The 19028-nt window shown below is 69.1% G+C and carries 20 protein-coding genes and 1 pseudogene; 5 read left to right on the top strand and 16 right to left on the bottom strand.

Annotation, left to right across the window (positions count from 1 at the left end; all coding sequences use genetic code 11):
• Positions 1-13 precede the first annotated feature (13 nt).
• From ftsH to thpR, 15 genes are all read right to left on the bottom strand, one after another.
• Positions 14-2014, bottom strand: coding sequence for an ATP-dependent zinc metalloprotease FtsH (gene ftsH / locus ACQY5G_RS08750; RefSeq protein WP_428103867.1), 2001 nt, complete (start codon positions 2012-2014; stop codon positions 14-16).
• Positions 2015-2075: 61 nt separating this feature from the next.
• Positions 2076-2639, bottom strand: a complete 564-nt coding sequence (gene hpt, locus ACQY5G_RS08745; RefSeq protein WP_428103865.1) for a hypoxanthine phosphoribosyltransferase — start codon at positions 2637-2639, stop codon at positions 2076-2078.
• On the bottom strand, positions 2620-3993 hold the full coding sequence (gene tilS, locus ACQY5G_RS08740; RefSeq protein WP_428103862.1) for a tRNA lysidine(34) synthetase TilS: 1374 nt from the start codon (positions 3991-3993) through the stop codon (positions 2620-2622). The genes hpt and tilS overlap by 20 nt, the downstream gene beginning before the upstream one ends.
• 38 nt (positions 3994-4031) lie before the next feature.
• On the bottom strand, positions 4032-4283 hold the full coding sequence (locus ACQY5G_RS08735; protein WP_420614558.1) for a hypothetical protein: 252 nt from the start codon (positions 4281-4283) through the stop codon (positions 4032-4034).
• Positions 4280-4837, bottom strand: a complete 558-nt coding sequence (gene frr, locus ACQY5G_RS08730; RefSeq protein ID WP_428103859.1) for a ribosome recycling factor — start codon at positions 4835-4837, stop codon at positions 4280-4282. The genes ACQY5G_RS08735 and frr overlap by 4 nt, the downstream gene beginning before the upstream one ends.
• Positions 4838-4865: 28 nt before the next feature.
• Positions 4866-5549, bottom strand: a complete 684-nt coding sequence (pyrH, locus tag ACQY5G_RS08725) for a UMP kinase (protein WP_428103856.1) — start codon at positions 5547-5549, stop codon at positions 4866-4868.
• A 53-nt stretch (positions 5550-5602) separates the two neighbouring features.
• A complete protein-coding gene (tsf, locus tag ACQY5G_RS08720) occupies positions 5603-6451 on the bottom strand; it encodes a translation elongation factor Ts (protein ID WP_428103854.1) in 849 nt (282 codons plus the stop codon).
• Between the two features lie 53 nt (positions 6452-6504).
• The gene (rpsB, locus tag ACQY5G_RS08715) at positions 6505-7509 is read right to left on the bottom strand and encodes a 30S ribosomal protein S2 (RefSeq protein WP_428103851.1); all 1005 of its coding nucleotides are present in this window, start codon (positions 7507-7509) and stop codon (positions 6505-6507) included.
• Positions 7510-7532: 23 nt separating this feature from the next.
• Positions 7533-7865, bottom strand: a complete 333-nt coding sequence (gene rpsI, locus ACQY5G_RS08710) for a 30S ribosomal protein S9 (protein ID WP_428278672.1) — start codon at positions 7863-7865, stop codon at positions 7533-7535.
• Between the two features lie 119 nt (positions 7866-7984).
• On the bottom strand, positions 7985-8422 hold the full coding sequence (gene rplM, locus ACQY5G_RS08705; protein ID WP_420614562.1) for a 50S ribosomal protein L13: 438 nt from the start codon (positions 8420-8422) through the stop codon (positions 7985-7987).
• Between the two features lie 94 nt (positions 8423-8516).
• Positions 8517-9299, bottom strand: a complete 783-nt coding sequence (locus ACQY5G_RS08700) for a sigma-70 family RNA polymerase sigma factor (RefSeq protein ID WP_428103848.1) — start codon at positions 9297-9299, stop codon at positions 8517-8519.
• A 12-nt stretch (positions 9300-9311) separates the two neighbouring features.
• A complete protein-coding gene (gene lepB, locus ACQY5G_RS08695; protein WP_428103845.1) occupies positions 9312-9992 on the bottom strand; it encodes a signal peptidase I in 681 nt (226 codons plus the stop codon).
• Positions 9993-10238: 246 nt separating this feature from the next.
• Positions 10239-11729, bottom strand: a complete 1491-nt coding sequence (locus ACQY5G_RS08690; RefSeq protein WP_428103843.1) for an aldehyde dehydrogenase family protein — start codon at positions 11727-11729, stop codon at positions 10239-10241.
• A 19-nt stretch (positions 11730-11748) separates the two neighbouring features.
• Entirely contained in the window at positions 11749-12396 is a 648-nt protein-coding gene (locus ACQY5G_RS08685) for a hypothetical protein (RefSeq protein WP_428103841.1), read from the bottom strand.
• A 39-nt stretch (positions 12397-12435) separates the two neighbouring features.
• Positions 12436-13050 carry an RNA 2',3'-cyclic phosphodiesterase gene (gene thpR, locus ACQY5G_RS08680; RefSeq protein WP_428103839.1) on the bottom strand — a complete coding sequence of 205 codons (615 nt, stop codon included), beginning with the start codon at positions 13048-13050 and terminating at the stop codon, positions 12436-12438.
• Between thpR and ACQY5G_RS08675 the strand changes: the two genes are divergently transcribed.
• Positions 13049-13687, top strand: a complete 639-nt coding sequence (locus ACQY5G_RS08675; RefSeq protein ID WP_428103837.1) for an anthranilate synthase component II — start codon at positions 13049-13051, stop codon at positions 13685-13687. The two genes, thpR and ACQY5G_RS08675, sit on opposite strands and share 2 nt — an antisense overlap.
• Here ACQY5G_RS08675 and ACQY5G_RS08670 read toward each other — a convergent pair.
• Positions 13684-15219, bottom strand: coding sequence for a YifB family Mg chelatase-like AAA ATPase (locus tag ACQY5G_RS08670; RefSeq protein ID WP_428103834.1), 1536 nt, complete (start codon positions 15217-15219; stop codon positions 13684-13686). The genes ACQY5G_RS08675 and ACQY5G_RS08670 overlap by 4 nt on opposite strands.
• Positions 15220-15332: 113 nt before the next feature.
• On the opposite strand from ACQY5G_RS08670, the gene ACQY5G_RS08665 reads away from it, so the two are divergent.
• From ACQY5G_RS08665 to ACQY5G_RS08650, 4 genes and pseudogenes are all read left to right on the top strand, one after another.
• Positions 15333-16019, top strand: a complete 687-nt coding sequence (locus tag ACQY5G_RS08665) for a hypothetical protein (RefSeq protein WP_428103832.1) — start codon at positions 15333-15335, stop codon at positions 16017-16019.
• A 39-nt stretch (positions 16020-16058) separates the two neighbouring features.
• Positions 16059-16796: a YIP1 family protein gene (locus tag ACQY5G_RS08660; protein ID WP_428103830.1), complete on the top strand. Its 738-nt coding sequence runs from the start codon at positions 16059-16061 to the stop codon at positions 16794-16796.
• 123 nt (positions 16797-16919) lie between these two features.
• The gene (locus ACQY5G_RS08655; protein WP_428103827.1) at positions 16920-18233 is read left to right on the top strand and encodes an efflux RND transporter periplasmic adaptor subunit; all 1314 of its coding nucleotides are present in this window, start codon (positions 16920-16922) and stop codon (positions 18231-18233) included.
• A 14-nt stretch (positions 18234-18247) separates the two neighbouring features.
• Positions 18248-18922, top strand: a pseudogene (locus ACQY5G_RS08650) (ABC transporter ATP-binding protein); the annotation flags it as partial.
• Positions 18923-19028: the final 106 nt, after the last annotated feature.

Raw genomic sequence — 19028 nt, 5'->3', positions numbered from 1 at the left:
CCCCTCAGCCCCGTCAGGCGGGCGCCGGGGCGGGCTCGCCCCCCGCACCCTCCAGCGGACGCTCGCGCTGCGGCGCCGTCTCGATGGCCGCCGGCTGCGGCGCCGGCTGGGCGGGTTCCGACACCAGGGCCGGCAACTCCCTGCCCTCCTCGAGCAGCTTGATGTCTTCCGAATCGAGCGTCTCCCGCTCCAGCAGCGCCTTCGCGATCGCCTCGAGCAGCGGCTGGTTCTCCTCGAGGACGGTACCCGTGGCGGCGTAGGACTCATCCAGGATCCGCTTGATCTCGCCGTCCACGAGTTCGGCCGTCTTCTCGCTGACCTCGCGGCGCTGCGAGAGGTCCCGGCCCAGAAAGACCTCCTGTTCCCGGTCCCCCACGGACATCGCGCCCACGGCGGGCGACATCCCGAACTGCGTGACCATGCGGCGCGCAAGATCCGTCGCGCGCTCGATGTCGTTGCCCGCGCCGGTCGTGATCTTGCCATCGCCGAACATCATCTCTTCGGCCACGCGTCCGCCGAAGAGCATCTTGAGCTGGCCCTCGAGCCATTCCTTCGTGTAGTTGTGGCGGTCCTCCTCGGGGAGCGAGGCCGTGATGCCGAGGGCGCGGCCGCGCGGGACGATCGTCACCTTGTGGAGCGGGTCCAGACCCGGGACGCGGAGGGCGACCACGGCATGCCCCGCCTCGTGGTACGCCGTGACGCGGCGCTCTTCCTCGGAGATCACCATGCTCCGGCGCTCGGTGCCGAGCATGACCTTGTCCTTGGCCCGCTCGAACTCCTCCATGTAGACGCGATCCTTGTCGTCCCGCGCCGCGATGAGGGCGGCCTCGTTCACGACGTTCTCGATGTCCGCGCCCGAGAGGCCGGGGGTCCCCTTCGCCAGCACGGCGAGGTCGACGTCGTCGGCGAGCGGGATGTCCTGCGTGTGTACCTGGAAGATCCCCTCGCGTCCCTTGATGTCGGGATTGTCGACGACGATCTGGCGGTCGAAGCGACCCGGACGCAGGAGCGCGGGATCGAGCACATCGGGCCGGTTCGTCGCCGCGAGGAGGATCACCCCTTCGGTCGACTCGAACCCGTCCATCTCCACGAGCAGCTGGTTCAGCGTCTGTTCCCGCTCGTCGTGCCCGCCCCCGAGACCGGCGCCCCGGTGGCGTCCGACGGCGTCGATCTCGTCGATGAAAATGATGCAGGGCGCCTGGGCCTTCCCCTGCTCGAAGAGATCGCGGACGCGGGAGGCGCCCACGCCGACGAACATCTCGACGAAGTCGGAACCGGACATCGAGAAGAACGGTCGTCCGGCCTCCCCGGCGACGGCCCTCGCGAGGAGCGTCTTTCCGGTCCCCGGCGGCCCGACGAGGAGCGCGCCCTTCGGCAGGCGTCCTCCCAGGCGCGAGAACTTCCGCGGATCCTTGAGGAACTCGATGATCTCCTGCAGTTCGTCCTTCGCCTCATCGCACCCCGCGACGTCCGCGAAGGTGATCTTCGGCGTGTCGCCGCTCAGGAGCCGGGCCTTCGACTTCCCGAAACTGAACGCCCGCGATCCTCCGGCCTGCATCTGCCGGATGACGAAGAGCCAGAGCCCGATGATGAAGATCCAGGGGAGGATCGAGATGAATACGTTGAGCCAGTTGCTGCGCGCGGGAAGCGTCTCGATCGTGATGTCCGCCTCGAGGAGCTCGCTCATGAGGGCGTCGCCGATCTCCCGCGTCGGCAGCAGAAGATGGAAGTTCGCGACTTCCGTCTCGTCGACGGTGATCGCGCTCCTGAGACTGCCCTCCACCTCGCCGGTGCCGAGGCGCACCTGGATCGACTCTACGTTCTGCTGCGTGATCTGCTCGCGGAACTGCGTGTAACTCAGCGTCTCCCGACCCTCCCTGGCGCCTCCCATGAACTGGAGGAGGGCGACGGGGATCAGAATCAGCAGGGCCCAGAACGACGCCGTCCTGAGCCATCGATGCATGCGGCCCGAGGAATCGCTGCCGTCCGGCCTCTGCGGCTGTTCTTGTCTCATTTTGATCTATTCCGACCTGTTCCGGCTCCGATGTCTCGCCCGAGACCGTCCCGCGTACAACTCACGTACGGGGACACGCGATGAACGGAAGGTGACGAAAATCCTCCCCATGATCCAATCCATACCCCACAAGGAACTCATTTGGTGCATTGAAGCCAACCCACCGCGGCTCCCACTCGAGATCCGGCGCGATGCGCTTGTGGAGGAGCGCGCAGATCTCGAGGGACGCGGGACCTCGATCGGCGATCCCGCCGCACAACTGGTTCAGCGTGGTGCCGCTGTCGACGATGTCCTCGATGATGATGATGTGCCGGCCGGCCATCGGGGCCCGCGGGTCGTAGAGCAGTTCCACGCTGCCTGAACTCTTCATGCCCTTGCCGTAGCTCGACGCGACGAGGAAGTCGACCTGCAGCGGACGCCGGATCTGGCGGACCAGGTCGCCGAGGAACACGAACGACCCCTTGAGCAGTCCGAGCAGCAGGATGTCGGCGTCCGGCGGGTACGCGGCGGTGATCTCCGCTCCCATGCCGGCGACGCGGGCCGCGATTTCCGACGCGGAGTAGACGATGCGTCCGAGGGGCTCGCCCCCGGTGTACTCCGCGAACTCACGTTCCGCGGCGCTCATCGTGCCGGTCCCGGCGCTCTGTGAATCCAATGGCGAACCACGCTCCTCCGGAGTCGACCGGTTCCACCGCCGCCCGGGAGTGTCCGGCTACCCAGAGCACCCTTCGGTCAGCGTCCACGACGACCGGCACCCCCGAACGATCCGAGGCCGGCACGCGGCGCTCCATCAGCAGCTTCGCGACCTTTCGCGACCCGGCCCGCGTGCGGATCCGGTCTCCGGGTTGCGGCCCCCGTACGCGGATCGGGAACCGGACCCTGTCGACGGGGAAGGCGGTCGCCCAGCGCTCCGTGCCCTCGAGGGTGCTCCAGCGCACCTCGTAAGCGATGCCGCCGACGCGGATCGCCCCCCGGCCCGCCCGCCGCACCCGCGTCCGGTCGATGTCGAGTTCGCGGTCGAGCGGCACCTCTCGCGCGCGTCGCACATGAATCCGGTCGAACTCCCGCTCGACCCGCAGGCCCGCCGCGATGTCCACTCCGCGTCCGCTCTCCCCCGTGCGTACGAAGGCCCCGCCCGTCCGGGTTCCGCGCCGGGACACCCGGAAACCCATGTCCCGGGCGACGTGCCGCAACATGCGTCCGCGAGCCGCCCGATCATACCCCAGCAATCGGGACCGGGCAATTTGCGCTCCGTCGGCGCTTTCCCGGCATCCCGCGGCGGCGAGGAGCCGCCGGGCGGCCGCTTCCAGCCCGCCTTCGGCGACCAGGGCGTTCCGTCCGAGTTCCGCCAGCAGCCGGTGCGCGGACGGCTCCTCGGCGGCCAGCGCGGGGAGCAGCCCGTGCCGCACCCGCGAGCGGCGGTAGCGGGGGTTCCGGTTTGCCGGGTCTTCCTCCCACTCCCGTCCCGTGCTCCGCAGATAGCCTCTCAGCTCCTCGCGCGCGAAGCCGAGCAGTGGACGCACGAATGCGCCGCGGCGCGCGGGGATGCCGGCCAGCCCGCGAAAGCCGGGGCCGCGCAGGAGGTTCAGCAACACCGTCTCCACGTGGTCGTCGCGCTGGTGCGCGAGGGCGACGCGATCCGCCCCGGCCTGACGCCGCGCCTCGGCCAGGAACGCATATCGGGCCGCCCGCCATTCCGCCGGGCCGCCCGCGAGTCCGTCCGTCCGGCCCACGTCGCACGGCACTCCGGCTCGGCGGCACAGTTCCGCCGCCCTCGAGGCCCACGCGGCGCTTTCCGGCCGGAGTCCGTGGTCGAAGTGGGCCGCGCGCAGCTTCAGCGGCCAGGATTCGCCCAGCGCGCGGAGGAGATGCAGGAGCGCGAGCGAGTCCGATCCGCCGGAGAAGGCCACGAGGACGCGCGAGTCTCGAGGCAGTAGCTCCGGAGCCGCCCGGAGCACGCCCCGCAGGCGCGCGGCCACGCCGGCGCCCGGAGCTGACGGGGCTTCGGCGCGGGGCGTCAGGACTCTCCGTGAGGGGGGCGGTCGCGCCACGCCGCCGGGCCGCGGCGGAAGTCCAGTTGCTCGGCCACGGAGACGCCGAACTTCGGTCGCGCCGGCAACTCCCCGAAGGCGATCTCCGGCCGGGAGTCGGGAGAGGGGTCCGCGGAGGCCGGCCCGGACCGGCCGAGCTTGCGCCCGTGCTCCCAGACGCGATCCCGCCCGGCGACGTATGCGCGCAGAGCGCCCGTGACGTCCTTCGATCCGCTCAAACCTCCATCACCTCCGCTTCCCTGCGCGCCAGCATCGTGTCGATCTTCTTCACGTATTCGTCGGTATGCGTCTGGACTTCGCCCATCGTGCGGCGGGCGATGTCCTCACCAACCTCCCCGTCCCGCTGCATCTTCAGGAGCCGGTCCCGCGCTTCGTGCCTCGCGTGCCGGATCGAGACCCGCCCCTCTTCCGCCATCCGGTGGAGGATCTTGACGAATTCGCGCCGACGCTCCTCGGTCAGCGGAGGAATGGGGACCCGGACGACGGCGCCGTCCACCGAAGGGTTGAGCCCAAGGTCGCCGCTCTGGATCGCCCGCGCGACATCCCGGGCGATGTTCGGGTCGTACGGCTGCACCAGGAGCATCGTCGGCTCGGGGGCGCTGACGTTCGCCACCTGCCGCAACTGCACGATCGACCCGTACGCCTCGACCCTCACGCCGTCGAGGATCGCCGTCGTCGCCTTGCCCGTACGAACGGTGGCGAATTCCCGCGCGATCGCCTCGATCGCACTTTCCATCGCCAGGACCGCATTCTCCAGCGTCTCCTCCGGCACCGTCCCCTCCGATCAAAGGCCCTAATGCCTACGCGACGAGGGTTCCGATCCTCTCGCCTTGCAACGCTGCCAGGATTGCACCCGGCCGCTTGATGTTCAAGACGACGATGGGCAGCGAGTTGTCCTTGCACAGGGAGATCGCCGCCGCGTCCATGACGCCGAGTTCACGGGTCATCACCTCGAGATAGCCGATCTCGTCGATAAGCGAGGCATCCGGGTCGGTCTCCGGGTCCGCCGTGTACACGCCGTCGACCCGCGTCGCCTTCATGATCACGTCGGCTTCCATCTCGATCGCCCGGAGCACGGCCGCCGTATCAGTGGAAAAATACGGGTTTCCCGTACCTCCCGCGAAGATCACGACCCTTCTCTTCTCGAGATGGCGCAGCGCGCGTCGCCGGATGTAAGGCTCCGCGAGTTCCTCCATCCGGATGGCGGACATCACCCGCGTCTCCACGCCGGACTGTTCGAGCATGTCCTGAAGCGCCATCGCGTTGATCACGGTCGCGAGCATGCCCATGTAGTCCGCGCTCACCCGATCCATGCCGCGCGCGCTCGCCACCGTGCCCCGCATGATGTTCCCGCCGCCTACGACGAGCCCGAGGCTCACGCCGCTCCGGTGGACGCGACCGATTTCGTGCGTGAGTTCCTCAATGACCGGCGGATCGATGCCGAACCCCCGGTTCCCGGCGAGCGACTCGCCGGAGAGCTTCACGAGGGCGCGGCGATACTTCAGTTCGCCCGCGCCCCCGGGAATCCCGTCGGAACTCAGCCGCCCACCTCGAAGCGGACGAACCGCCGAACCGCCAGGTCCTCTCCCGCCTTGCCCAGGACGTCCTTCACCGTCAGGTCCGGATCCCGCACGTAGGCCTGCCAGAGGAGCGCGTTCTCCTCGTAGAACTTGCGCATGCGGCCCTCCACGATTTTCTCCGTGATCGAGGCCGGCTTGCCCTGCTCCAGCGCCTGTTCGGTCAGCAGCTTGCGCTCGCGTTCGACCTCCGCCTCGGGAATGTCGTCCGGCGACACGCCCCGGGGATTCGTGGCCGCGGCATGCATCGCGATCCCGCGGGCCGCCTCCGTCGCCGCGTCGCCGGAGTCCGAGACCTCCAGCAGCACGCCGATGCGATTCCCGAAGTGGACGTAGGACGCGAAGGCCCCGTCCGCACCGAGATCGTAGCGCACGCCGCGTCCGACCTGGACGTTCTCTCCGACCTGGACCCGCAGCTCGTTGAGGCGGCTCTCGATCGCGTCTCCCCCCTCGAACTGAAGCAGAGCCGCACCCTGCACGGTCTCCCCGTCCGGCACCGGGAGGTCGAGCAGCCGGTCCGCCAGGTCCCGCGAGAAGTCCTCGAACGCCTCGCTGCGCGCGACGAAGTCCGTTTCGCTCAGCACTTCGACCATCGAAGCGGACCCGTCGCGCATCGCGATGCGGATCGTGCCCTCCGAAACCGCGCGCGCCACGCGCTTCGCCGCCTTCGCCGCGCCCGCCTTCCTGAGCAGGTCCACGGCCCGCTCCGTATCTCCGTCCGATTCGATGAGCGCGCGCTTGCAGTCCATCATCCCGGCGCCTGTCCGGTCGCGGAGAGCCTTCACCGCCCCGGCCGTGATCTGCGTCATGGTTTCCATATCTCCTTGCCAAAAAAAAGGGCCACCGAAGTGGCCCCTTGCGGTCACTTCTCTTCTGACTCCACCTCTCCGGCAACTGCCGCTTCGGCACCCTCCGATCCGGCGTCCGCCGCGGGCTCCGGGTTATCGGCCGCCTCGGGCTCCGGGTTGTCGGCCGCTTCGGCCTTCGCCTCGCCCTCGGCCGGCTCGGCTCCACCCTCGGCGCTCTCTATCACGGCCGGATGGTGCAGCCGCTGTGCGATGACTTCCGGACGCGGCTTTCGCCTCGGCCTCCGTCGGCGCGAACTGCCGGCGGCGTCGGCGACCCCGCCGGCGTCGCTCGAATACGTGTACGCCTGCGACTCGGCCTCTTCCCGCCCCACCTCCGGAATCTCGCGGCGCGCGGCCTCCACGACATCCGCGACCGAGCGCGTGATCAGGGAGACGGAGCGAATCGCGTCATCGTTGCCCGCGATGGCGATCGTGAGGAGATCCGGATCCGCATTCGTGTCCGCGATCGCGACGACCGGGATGCCGAGGCGGTTCGCCTCGCGCACCGCGATGTCCTCGCGGGTCGAATCCACCACGAACACGAGCCCCGGCAGCCGTGACATCTCCTTGATGCCGGACAGATAACGGTCGAGCTTCTGGCGCTCCCGCTCGAGGAGCAGCCGTTCCTTCTTCGTGTAGAACTCGAACGCCCCCTCCTCGACGCCGCGCTCGAGTTCCTTCAGGCGCGCGATGTTCTTCTTGATCGTCTGGAAGTTCGTGAGCATCCCGCCGAGCCAGCGTTCCGTGACGTAGAAGGAACCGCACCGCTCGGCCTCTCCCCGCACGACGCGGGCGAGCTGGGGCTTCGTGCAGACGAAGAGCACGGACTTGCCCCCGACGATCGTCTCGCGCACGAGTTCGTGAGCCCGTTCGAGCTCCCGCTGCGTCTTCTTGAGATCGATGAGGTAGATCCCGCCGCACTCGGCGAAGATGTACTTGCGCATCTTCGGATTCCAGCGATGTGTCTGGTGTCCGAAGTGTACGCCCGCCTTCAGGAGGTCCTGCAACTCGACGCCCATGCGCTCGGCTTTCCGCCTTCCCGCTATCGTTTGGAGAACTGGAAGCGCTTGCGCGCCTTGGGACGACCCGGCTTCTTCCGCTCGACGATGCGGGGATCCCGGGTCAGCATGCCGTGGGACCGCAACGTGCGCCGGCGGTCCTCATCCATCGCGAGGAGGGCGCGCGCGATGCCCAGGCGCGTGGCCTCCGCCTGGCCGGTGATGCCTCCCCCGCGGACCCGGACGGCGATGTCGTACGACGCTCGCGTCCCGGTGACGTCGAGGGGCGCCGCGACAAGCGAACGGTGTCGCGGGATCGTGAAATACTCTTCGAACGCCCGGCCATTCACATTCACAGTGCCCACGCCACGCTTCATCGTGATGCGGGACACCGACTTCTTCCGACGTCCGACCGACTGGACCTGTTCCGTTTCCGCCAACTCTCGTCTCCCTGGCAGTCCCTGTGCGCTCCGTCGTCCCCGGGCGCGCTGCCGCTCTATTCCGCGATCGCGTCGAAGGGGCGCGGGCGCTGAGGCGCGTGAGGATGCTCCGGCCCCGCGTACACTCTCAACTTTCCGAGCATCTGCCGTCCGAGCGTGTTCTTCGGCAGCATGCCCTTCACGGCCAGCTTGATCACCCGGTCGGGGTGCCGATCGAGCATGCGCCGGAAGGGAATGAAGCGCTCTCCGCCCATGTAGCCGGAATGCCGGAAGTATTCCTTCTGATCCGCCTTGTTCCCCGTCAGCCGCACACGCTCCGCGTTCACCACGACGACGTAGTCGCCGGTGTCGAGGTGCGTGCTGTAGATCGGCTTGTGCTTTCCGCGAAGGACGGACGCGATCCTCGTCGCGAGACGGCCGAGAACCTGATCCGCGGCGTCGACCACGTACCAGTCCCGCTCAATCTCCCCCGCCTTCACCGAGTACGTCTTCATTCGTTCTGCCCACCTCAAAAAAACCGCCCGGCGGGACGGATGCCGAGCGCGTGAAAATGATAGCCCGTGAAGCTATTCAGCGCTTCGCATGAAGTCAATCGCGTGTGGAGGCGCTTCTTCGAACGAGGCGAGAGGCGGGACGAGAGGGCGACCCGTCCCTGCGCGGGGCGTTTCCGGCCCGGGGCGCGCCGTCGCCGACATGGCGAACGAGCCCGGACCGCTCGGCGCCCGCGCGCAGCCGCGCAAGGCCGCGCTCCTTGAGTTGGCGCGTCCGCTCGCGGGACACGTCGAGGGCCACCGAGATCTCGGTCGGCGTCTGCGGTCGCTCGAAGCCCAGACCGAAGTAGCGGCGCACGACCTCCGACTCGAGCGGCGGAAGGTCGGCCAGGCTAGCCTCGATGGCGTCCTGCAGCCGCTCCCGAATCAGTCCGGCTCCGGGCTCGGGCGCCTGTTCGTCCGCCAGGAGTTCCTCGAAGGTGCAGGTGCCCCCGGGGGCCATCTCGTCGAGGGAAAAGCGGTGCGGGCCGGGTTCGCCGCGCGGCCGATGATCGCCGTAGTCGGCGATGGCCTGCGTCATGGCCCGCCGCACCCAGTAATGCGCGTAGCTGATGAAACGGACGCCGCGCTCCGGATCGAACCGGTCGGCGGCGCGCACGAGTCCCAGATTCCCCTCGTTCACGAGGTCGGCCAACGGAACCCCGCGGCCTCGGTAGCCGCGCGCGACCGACACGACGAAGCGGAGATTCGCGCTGACGAGCCGTACCCGCGCCGCCTGGTCGCCGGCCCGACTTCGCCGCGCCAGTTCCACTTCGGCTTCCGCGTCGAGCAGGGTCTCGCGACCGATGTCCGTCAGGTAGCGTTCGAATATGCGGACCATTCCGGGTCGAGCTCAGTCGACGCCGCGCAGAATCCGGCCCCAGCGGATCTCGGTGAGCCAGGACCAGGGGCCCCTCGGCTCGCGAGCGTACGAATAGTACACCAGGAAGGGTCTCCCCCGGATCGCATCCCTGGGCACGAAGCCCCAGTAGCGGGAGTCCTCGGAGTTCGACCGGTTGTCGCCCATGACGAAGTAGCTGTCTCCGGGCACCACGAGAGGACCCCAGTTGTTTCGCGTCGTCACCGCCCCGGAGCGGCGCGCGCCATCGGTCAGGAATCGGCGCTGCCACGCGAACTTCGGGCTCGGGGCGTCGGGGAAGTTCGACGCGGCCTTCACGTAGGGCTCCTCGAACGGAACCCCGTTCACGAAGAGCCGCGCCCGCCGCATGCGCAGCGTATCTCCCGGCATTCCGACGATCCGCTTCACGTAGTTCGTGCGCGGGGGCTGTTCGGCGGACTCGGGCGGCGCGAACACGATGACGTCGCCGCGCGAGGGCTCGCCGAAGGCGGGAAGCTCCAGGTCGGTGCCGGGGATTTCGGCTCCGTACACCATCTTGTTGACGAGGAGGAAGTCGCCGATCAGAAGCGTGTTCTCCATCGAGGCGGTCGGGATCTGGAAGGCCTCCACGACGAAGGTCCGGATGAAGAGAAACAGCACGAGGGCGACGAAGATGGACTTGGTCCATTCCCACATCCACCGGCCGACGGACGCGTCGCGACCCCGCCGCGCCCGGATCGTGGGAGCCCGAAACCTGCGGACCCGCCGAGGCTCCGCGGCGCCCTCCTCCATTCCTTCAGTCGGTCGTTCCTCCATTCCACCCTTCCCTGTTCCACAAGCCGGTGCTTGGCGGTCCCGTTCGCGGCCCGGTGTCACCCGAATCCGGGCCGGCCGCACTCTGTGATGTACGGAAGGACCTCAACGCGGTCTCACCTCCCCGTCTCACCAATCGACATCGATCTGCGCGCGCTGCAGCGTGCCGCTGTAATCGACGTACGCCACCTTCGTTTCCGTGTAGAACTCGTAGACTTCCCACCCCCCTTCACGGTGCCCGTTGCCCGTGTTCTTGACGCCGCCGAAGGGGAGGTGCGCCTCCGCGCCGATGGTGGGCGCGTTCACGTAGGTGATGCCGTTGTCGAGTTCCTCCACGGCGCGGAAGGACGCGGTCACATCCCGCGTGTAGATCGACGACGAGAGCCCGTATGGAACTTCGTTGTTGATATCGAAGGCTTCGTCGATCGTGTCGAAGCGGATCACGGAGAGCACCGGCCCGAAGATTTCCTCGCGCGCGGCCCGGTGTTCCCGTTCGACGCCCGCGAGAACCGTCGGCTCGAAGAACCAGCCGTCGGCGAGGCCGCTCTCCGCCGGCCGCCCGCCCCCCGTCGCGACCGTCGCCCCCTCGTCGCGGGCGATCGCGATGTAGCGTTCGCACTTCTCGCGAGCCGCCTCGTGGATGAGCGGACCCACGTCGACGCCGGCCTCCTGCCCGTCGCCGAGGCGGAGGGAGCGCGCTTCGTAGCACAGTCTCTCCACGAACTCGTCGTGGACCTCGCTCTGCACGAGGAGCCGGCTCGTCGCGGTGCAGCGCTGCCCCGTCGTGCCGAAGGCGCCCCACAACACGCCCTCGAGGGCGAGGTCGAGATCCGCATCCGACATGACGATCTGTGCGTTCTTGCCGCCCATCTCGAGGGAGAGACGCTTGTGCATCCGCCCCGCGACCTCGCCGATCCGGCTGCCCGTCTCGGTGGATCCGGTGAAGGAGAGCCCGGGGACGCCGGGGTGTTCGACGATGGCGCGTCCGATCGTCTCCCCGCGGCCGTGCAGCAACTGCACGCACTCGGGCGGCAGGCCGGCCTCGAGCAGGATTTCCACGAACCGGTGCGCGCTGTGGGGCACATCCTCCGAGGGCTTGTAGATGATGCTGTTCCCGCAGAGCAGCGCAGGGAAGATCTTCCAACTCGGGACCGCAACCGGGAAGTTGAAGGGGGTGATGATCCCGAACACGCCGATCGGACGCCGGAACGACATCGCCCACTTGCTCCGCAGCTCGGAGGGCGCCGTCCGTCCGAAGAGGCGCCGGCCTTCCACCGCTGCGTAGTAGGCCGTGTCGATGGCCTCCTGGACGTCGCCGCGCGTTTCGTCGAGCACCTTGCCCATCTCGCGCGTGGCCGTGCGCGCGAGGTCCTCCTTGTGCCGCGTGAGCAGGTCCCCCGCCGTCTTCAGCACCAGACCCCGCTCCGGGGCCGGCGTCCTGGACCACCGCTCGAAGCCGCGCTGCGCGGAGGCCACGGCCGCGTCCAGCTCCGACGCGCCGGCGTCCGGAAAGAGGCCGATGAGGTCCGACGTGCGCGCCGGGTTCCGGTTCTCGATGTACTCGCCGGTGGCGGGCGCGACCCACTCGCCCGCGACGTAGTTGAGGAACTTCTCAGCCATGGCCGGAGGAACTCCGCTGCTAGCGATTCATCAGGAGGATGATCTCCCCGTCTTCCACCCGGACGTCGACGACCGTCTCGGGGATGTCGAAGAGCACGGTTCGTCCGTCCGCACGCAACCCCAACTGCTGCGCGGCCATGCCGAGCATCATCGGGGGCACCGGGAGGACGCCCGCCTGGAGACTCACGATGTGAAGCCCCCCCTCGCCGCTCTCCCCCACCCGCGGGAGGACCTCTCCGGCGACCCGGGCGGAATCCCCGAGCATCGTCGCCAGGCTCTCCGCCATGTCCGCGGCGATCGGGAGTTGGGTGAAGTCGAGCACGACGGAAAAGGCGACGGTCGAGTCGCGCAGTTCGACGGCGGGCTCGCCGACGCCCGCCGGCAGCCGGGGGGTCAACTCGTAGCGAACGTAGCTCTGAAGGTCCGTCTCGGTGAACCGCGTCTCGGCCGCCCCGCCGCCGGCCGCCACTTCCTGCAGCGCCGCGTCCACGTCCGCCGCCGCCTCGGGGCCGAATTCGGGCGCGGACTCGACGACGACGATCTCATCCGCGCCGACGTTCGAGAGCCACGCCTCGATGTCCTCCCGGAAGATCCAGCCGGCGAGCAGCAGAATCAGGAGGAAAATGAGAAAACCCAGGCCTGTGAAGAGCTTCCGGAAGAACCCCATGTCGACCGCCTCCGACCGGAATCGGGTAAAGAGGAAAAGCTAGCGCCGTGCGCGCCGGGCGTCATCGGCGCCGCCCGCCAGTCGGCAGGCGGCGACTTCGGTGTGCCGTGCTCCGCTGGAGAGAAGTTCGCTCCGCATCAGTGACACGTGCCGGACGTCGACCGTGGCCTCGAAGCGGACACCCGCGATGGCCCCCGCCAAACCTACGGGTGGCCGGGGGCGGCGGATTCGGCCCACCGTCACGTGCGGGCGGAAGGGACGCCGATCGGGGGCCACGCCGACACCCACCACGGCCTCCTCCACGGATCGCCGCAGCGCGGAGAGCGGCGGAGCCTCCTCGACGCCGACCCACAGGACGCGGGCACGCCGGTGGGACGGGAAGACGCCGGCGGCGCGCAGCCGGATCGGGAAGCGCCGCAGCCCCCCGGTCGCGGCGGAGATCGCCCGTGCGAGCGGCGCCTCGAGGCCGCGGTCGACCTCTCCGATGAACCGCAGCGTGAGGTGCAGTTGCTCCCGGCGCACCGGCCGCACCCCCTCCAGCGCCCGCAGCGCCGCCGTCGCGCGCGTCAGCTCCGCGCGGATCGCGGAGGGGAGGAGGACGGCGACGAAGAGCCTCGACCGGGCGTCGGGGGCAACATATCCTGCGGCTGCCATGATCCTCCTCATCGACAACTACGATTCGTTCGCCTTCAACCTCGCGCGGTATCTCGAGGAACTTGGGGAGACCGTGCGCGTGCGGCGCAACGACGACGTCGAGCCGGGGACCCTCGGGGACGAAGGCTTCTCGCACATCGTCATCTCGCCGGGTCCCTGCACGCCCGCCGAAGCCGGCGCTTCCGTCGGGGTGATCCGGGCGGTGGGCGCGGAGATCCCGATTCTCGGCGTCTGTCTCGGACACCAGTGTATCGCCGCGGCGACGGGCGGACGCGTCCTCCGGGCCGCGCATCCGATGCACGGCCGCCTGTCGGCGATCCGGCACGAAGGGCGAGGGCTGTTTGCGGGCCTCCCCTCGCCGCTCGAGGTCACCCGCTACCATTCGCTGATCGTGGATCCCGGCGAACCCGGGGCCGGCCTCCGGGTCACGGCCCGCACGGAGGAGGGCGAAGTCATGGCCCTCGAGCACGAGTCGTGGCCGCTGTGGGGCGTGCAGTTCCATCCGGAAGCCGTGCTCACGGCGGGGGGACGCCGACTGCTCGGGAACTTCCTCGCGCTCGGAAGGGGCGAGGCTCCCGCCTCCGAGCCAGTGGAAGCCGGCCTCTGCGCCGAGCTCCCGGCCGCCGCGCGACGCTAGCTGGGTCCGCGGAAACGGATCGCCTCGGCGACGTGGTCCTCGGATACGCGGGCCCGTCCCTCCAGATCCGCGATGGTCCGGGAGACGCGGAGCGCGCGGTGGTAGCCGCGGGCCGTCAGGCCGAGATGCGTCACGGCCTTCCTCAGGAGCGAGCGGCCGCCGCGGTCGATCCCGCACGCCTCCTCGAGGCGGACGGGCGGGATCCGCGCATTCGTCGTTCCGTGGCGACGGGCGGCGTGGGCGCGGGCCTTCGACACCCGGGCCCGCACGGCCGCGCTCGTCTCGCCGGGCGCCGCATCCGCGAGTTCCTCCCAGCGCACGGCCGGAACTTCGACGAGCATGTCGATCCGGTCCAGGAGCGGTCCGCTGACCCGGCGGCGGTAGCGCTGCACGCTTTCCTCCTGGCAGCGGCAGCGGCCCGGCTCGCCCCGGAAGCCGCACGGACAGGGGTTCATCGCGGCCACGAGCGTGAACTCGGCGGGAAAGCAGGCGGCCCCGGCCGCGCGGACGATCCGCACCTGCCCTTCCTCGATCGGCTGGCGCAGGGCCTCCAGCGTGCGGCGGCCGAACTCCGGGAGTTCATCGAGGAAGAGCACGCCGTGATGCGCGAGCGATACCTCGCCCGGGCGCGGGCGGCTCCCGCCGCCGATGAGCCCGGCCTCGCTGATGGAATGGTGCGGCGCCCGGAAGGGCCGGGCGCGCTTGAGTCCGGAACCGTCGGCCAGGAGGCCGGCGACGCTGTGGATCGCCGTCACGTCCACCGCCTCCCTGACGTCGAGGAGAGGGAGGAGGCCGGGGAGGCAGCGTGCGAGACTCGTCTTTCCGGAGCCCGGGCAGCCCGACAGGAGCAGGTTGTGTCCGCCCGCGGCCGCGATCTCCAGCGCCCGCTTCGCCGCCGGCTGCCCCTTCAGGGCGGAAAGGTCGAACCCGCCGTTCTCGGCCCGGGACTCGCCCGAGCTCCGAACGGAGGGACGCAGGAGCGCCAACGGGGGAGGCAACCGGGACCCGCGCTTCAGGGCCGTGAGGACGTGCGTCAGCGATTCCGAACCGCCCACGGCGACCCCTTCCGCAGCCGACGCTTCCCGCAGATTCGCGGCCGGCAGGAGGAGGCGCGAGACACGAGGATCCGCGGCCGCGAACAGCGCGATGGGAAGGGCGCCCCCGATCGAGCGCAGCGAACCGTCGAGCCCGAGTTCGCCCACCGCCAGCGTCCCGTCGAGGGCACGCCGGGGGAGATCCCCCTTCGCGCAGAGGATCCCGAGCATGATCGGCAGATCCAGGGCAGCCCCCGTCTTGGGGAGGTCCGCCGGCGCCAGATTCACCGTGATTCGCAGCCCGGGAACGTGAAGGCCCAGCTGCGCCGCGGCGGCCCGGATTCGTTCACGGCCCTCGCGGACGGCGCTCTGCGCGAGACCGACGATCTGCATCATCGGCGTCCCCCTGATCAGCGACACCTCGACGCTCACCGCCCGCACGTCGAGCCCCATCACCGCCGCCGACATCACCGAGGCCGAACCCACCCACTCCGGCATTCTTCGTCGCTCCCGTCCGCGCAGCCTTGTAACTTCACCGTGAGTCGAGGATCGGCATCGGTCTCAACCGGTTCTCAAACGGCCCGGGAACGAGGCGAAGAGTGGAGAAGAGAGTGAGGTCATCGCGCAGGGTACGGGTGCTCGGGGCGCTCCTGCTGAGTCCGCTCCTCGCCGGCCTTCCGGACCCCCTTCCGCTGGCCGCGCAGGAACTCGACGCCGGTCATCTGTACCTGCGCGAAGCGGGGCGCCGCGTGGGGACGGAGCGCTTCCGGATCTGGCAGACCGGGTCCACGGTGAACGCGTTCGCCAGCGTCGAGAGGGTGCAGCGGGCCGCCTGGCAGGTGCGGCTCCAGCTGGACCTCGACCTGCTTCCGGTGAAATACGAGATTCGCGAAGGTGTATCGGCTGTTGTGAGCGGGGAGCGCTTCCCCGACCGGGTCCGCTTCCACTTCGCGACCCCGGAGGGCGAGCGCTGGAAGGAGTATCCGGTCCAGGATGCGGCCGCGATTCTCGAGCCGGGGATCGCGCACCACTATCTCGTCCTCGTGCGTGCGCTCAGAGACGCGCCGGACGGGCGCATGAAAGCGATCCTGCCCCTGGACGGCCGGACTGTGACCGCGCGCCTGACCGGGTGGACGGAGGAGCGCGTTTCGCTCGGCGACGAGTCGGTGGACGCGACCCGTTACGAGGTGGACGTGGAAGGCGCCCGGCACCGGGTATGGCTCGACGCGGACGACCGGCTGCTCCGCGTCGTGGACGCCGCGGGCCGCGAGGCCCTGCGCGCCCCGACCGAGGGCTGAGACGGACCAGACGAGGGCTGAGACAGACTGGAGGAGAAGATGGAACACCATCCGGAATCGTCCGACGCATCGGTGGAGGAGCACGCGATCCCCTCCCTGCCCGTGCGCATCGTGCAGGTCTTCGTCTCGCCGGCGGCGCTGTTCGATGCACTCCGCCAGCGGCCGGCCTGGATGGGCGCCACCCTGGCGCTGATCGGCCTGAGCATCGCGCTGCAGTTGCTGACCCCTGTCATCGTCCCGGAAGAGGTTATGCGGGACATGATGGAAGCCCAGTTCGAGAGGTTCGTGCAGGACCCGGCGCTCCTCGAGCAGCAAGTCGACGGCGCCATGTCGCAGGGACCGGTCGGCGGCATCGTGACCGTGCTCATCGCGACGCCCATCGTACTCTCGCTCGTCGCGGGACTCCTCCTCATCGCGTTCAACGTCATCCTCGGGGGCGAAGCCAGTTTCAAGCAGCTTTTGAGCGCCGCCGCGCATGCCTCGTACATTGGGACGGCGGGCGGTGTCGTCTCCATCGGGCTGATGGCGGTCGGCGCCGAGATCACGACGCTCTCGCCCGGTCTCTTCCTGCCCGAGATGGAGGGGTTCATCGGCAGGTTCCTAAACGGAATCAACGTCTTCTCTGTTTGGACCTGCGGGGTGCTGGGGGTGGCGGTGAGCCGCTTCTATCCGGGCCGGTCCGTGGCGGCGGGCACGACGTACCTGCTCGTGCTCTACCTGATCTTCGTGGCGGCGATCGCGGTGTTCTCGGGTCTCCTCGCCGGTCTGGCCGGTTAGCAGGGTGAAACCGCGCGGGTCGCCTCGACGTACCCGTGACGTACCGATGAAGTACATCCGGGGGCGGGCCATGCTGTCGCCCGGACCGCCCGCCGAGTCTCGAAATAAAGGTCGTTGTACAGGATGAAGAAAGCGATCATCGCGGTCGTCGTGGTTGGGCTTCTCGCGACCATGGGATTCCTCGCCATGCAGCGGGAAGGGCGTGGCGCCGTCGAAGTCCGCGTGGAGGCCGTGGGGCTGCGCGATCTCATCGACGACGTCTCCGCGACGGGCCACATAGAACCGAAGACGCAGGTTCAGATTACGACGGATGTCGCCGGGAGGATCATCGAACTCCCGGTGGAGGAAGGGCAGGACGTGGAGGAGGGGGCCCTCCTGCTCCAGATCGACCCGGAGCTGTTTCGGGCCGCCGTGCAGCGTGCCGAGGCCGCGCTGGCGCAGGCCCAGGCCAGCCGAGCCCAGCAGGATGCGGCCTACCAGCAGGCCCAGCGGGACGCGGACCGCATGACGGCGCTTCAGGCGCGCGGGACGGACTTCGTGACCGATGCCGAGGTCGAGCAGGCGGTGACGAACGCCGATGTCCAGTCGCGCCTTCTCGAAGCCGCCCAGTACCAGGTCGAACAGGCCGAGGCGAACCTCGCGCAGGAGCGCGACCGGCTCGGGAAGACGACGATCCGGGCGCCCATGTCGGGCCGGATCACGCGGCTGAACGTCGAGCGCGGCGAGACCGCGATCGTCGGAACGATGAACAATCCGGGTACGGTGCTGCTGACGGTCGCCGACCTCTCCGTCATGGAGGCCGTGATCGAGGTGGACGAAACGGACGTGCCCGACATCGTGATCGGCGACTCCGCCTACGTCGAGATCGACGCCTTTCCGAACCGCCGTTTCGTGGGGACCGTCACCGAGATCGGCAACAGCTCGATCGTCCCGCTGAATCCCGCCACGTCCGGCGGTTCGGCCCAGGCGATCGACTTCGAGGTGAAGATCGAGCTGCGCGCGCCCCCCGAGGGGATCCGGCCCGATCTTTCGGCCACGGCCGACGTGATCACGGCCACGCGTGATCAGGTACCCAGCATCCCCATCACGGCGCTGACACTGATGGATGCGGATGAGTACGAGGCGATCCCGAACGAGAATCTGCCGAGCGCCCCGGGCTCCGACGCGGTGCGGGATATCGAGGGCGTCTTCGTCGTGGAGGGTGACATCGTCCGCTTCCGGCCCGTGGAGATCGGCATCGCCGGAGAGAACTATTTCGAGGTCGTGTCCGGGATCGAACTTGGCACGACGGTCGTCTCCGGCTCGTTCCAGGCGATCCGCGAACTCAGCGACGGAAGCCGGATCCGGATCGACGGGCCGGCCCCCGCGGCCTCCGTCAACGGCGACAGCGGCAGCGGAGGGAGCGATGCCGCGGTCAACGGAGAGGACGGACGATGAGCGGGAACGGACAGATGACGTCGATGATCGTCACGCGCGATCTCCGGAAGGACTACGTGATGGGCACGGAGACGGTGCACGCGCTGGCGGGTGTGGACATCGAGATCCTCCGGAACGAATACGTGTCGATCATGGGGCCCTCGGGTTCGGGCAAGTCGACGCTCATGAACATGATCGGCTGCCTCGACTCCCCGACGAGCGGGGAATACGTCCTCAACGGGCAGGCGGTCCAGGATCTGAGCGACGACAACCTGGCCCGGATTCGAAACCGCGAGATCGGCTTCGTGTTCCAGACGTTCAACCTCCTGCCGCGGGCGACGGCGCTGCACAACGTGGAGTTGCCGCTGATCTACGCGGGGGTATCGAGCAAGGACCGGCAGCGGAGGGCGGCTCACGCGCTCGAGATCGTGCAGTTGGCCGACCGGATGGACCACAAGCCCAACGAACTGTCCGGCGGTCAGCGCCAGCGCGTGGCCATCGCGAGGGCGCTCGTCAACGACCCCTCGATCCTCCTCGCGGACGAACCGACGGGCAACCTCGACTCCTCGACCTCCGAGGAGATAATGGATGTCTTCGACACGCTCCACGAGAACGGCCAGACCATCATCATGGTCACGCACGAGTACGACATCGCGGCCCGCTCCCAGCGCGTGATCACGCTCGTTGACGGCAAGGTCGAGGCGCAGATGTCGGTGGACTACTACCTCGCGCGCGGCCTCAAGAAGCCCACGGCGGCTCCGCCCGCGGCGGACCCGCCGCCGAGCCCGGAGGCCGAGGCCGCGCCCGAGCCGTCCC

The sequence above is a fragment of the Candidatus Palauibacter sp. genome, assembly GCF_965261555.1.
Taxonomy (GTDB): domain Bacteria; phylum Gemmatimonadota; class Gemmatimonadetes; order Palauibacterales; family Palauibacteraceae; genus Palauibacter.
The sequence above is the reverse complement of the archived record's forward strand: the minus strand, read 5'-3'. Positions and strand labels throughout refer to the sequence as shown.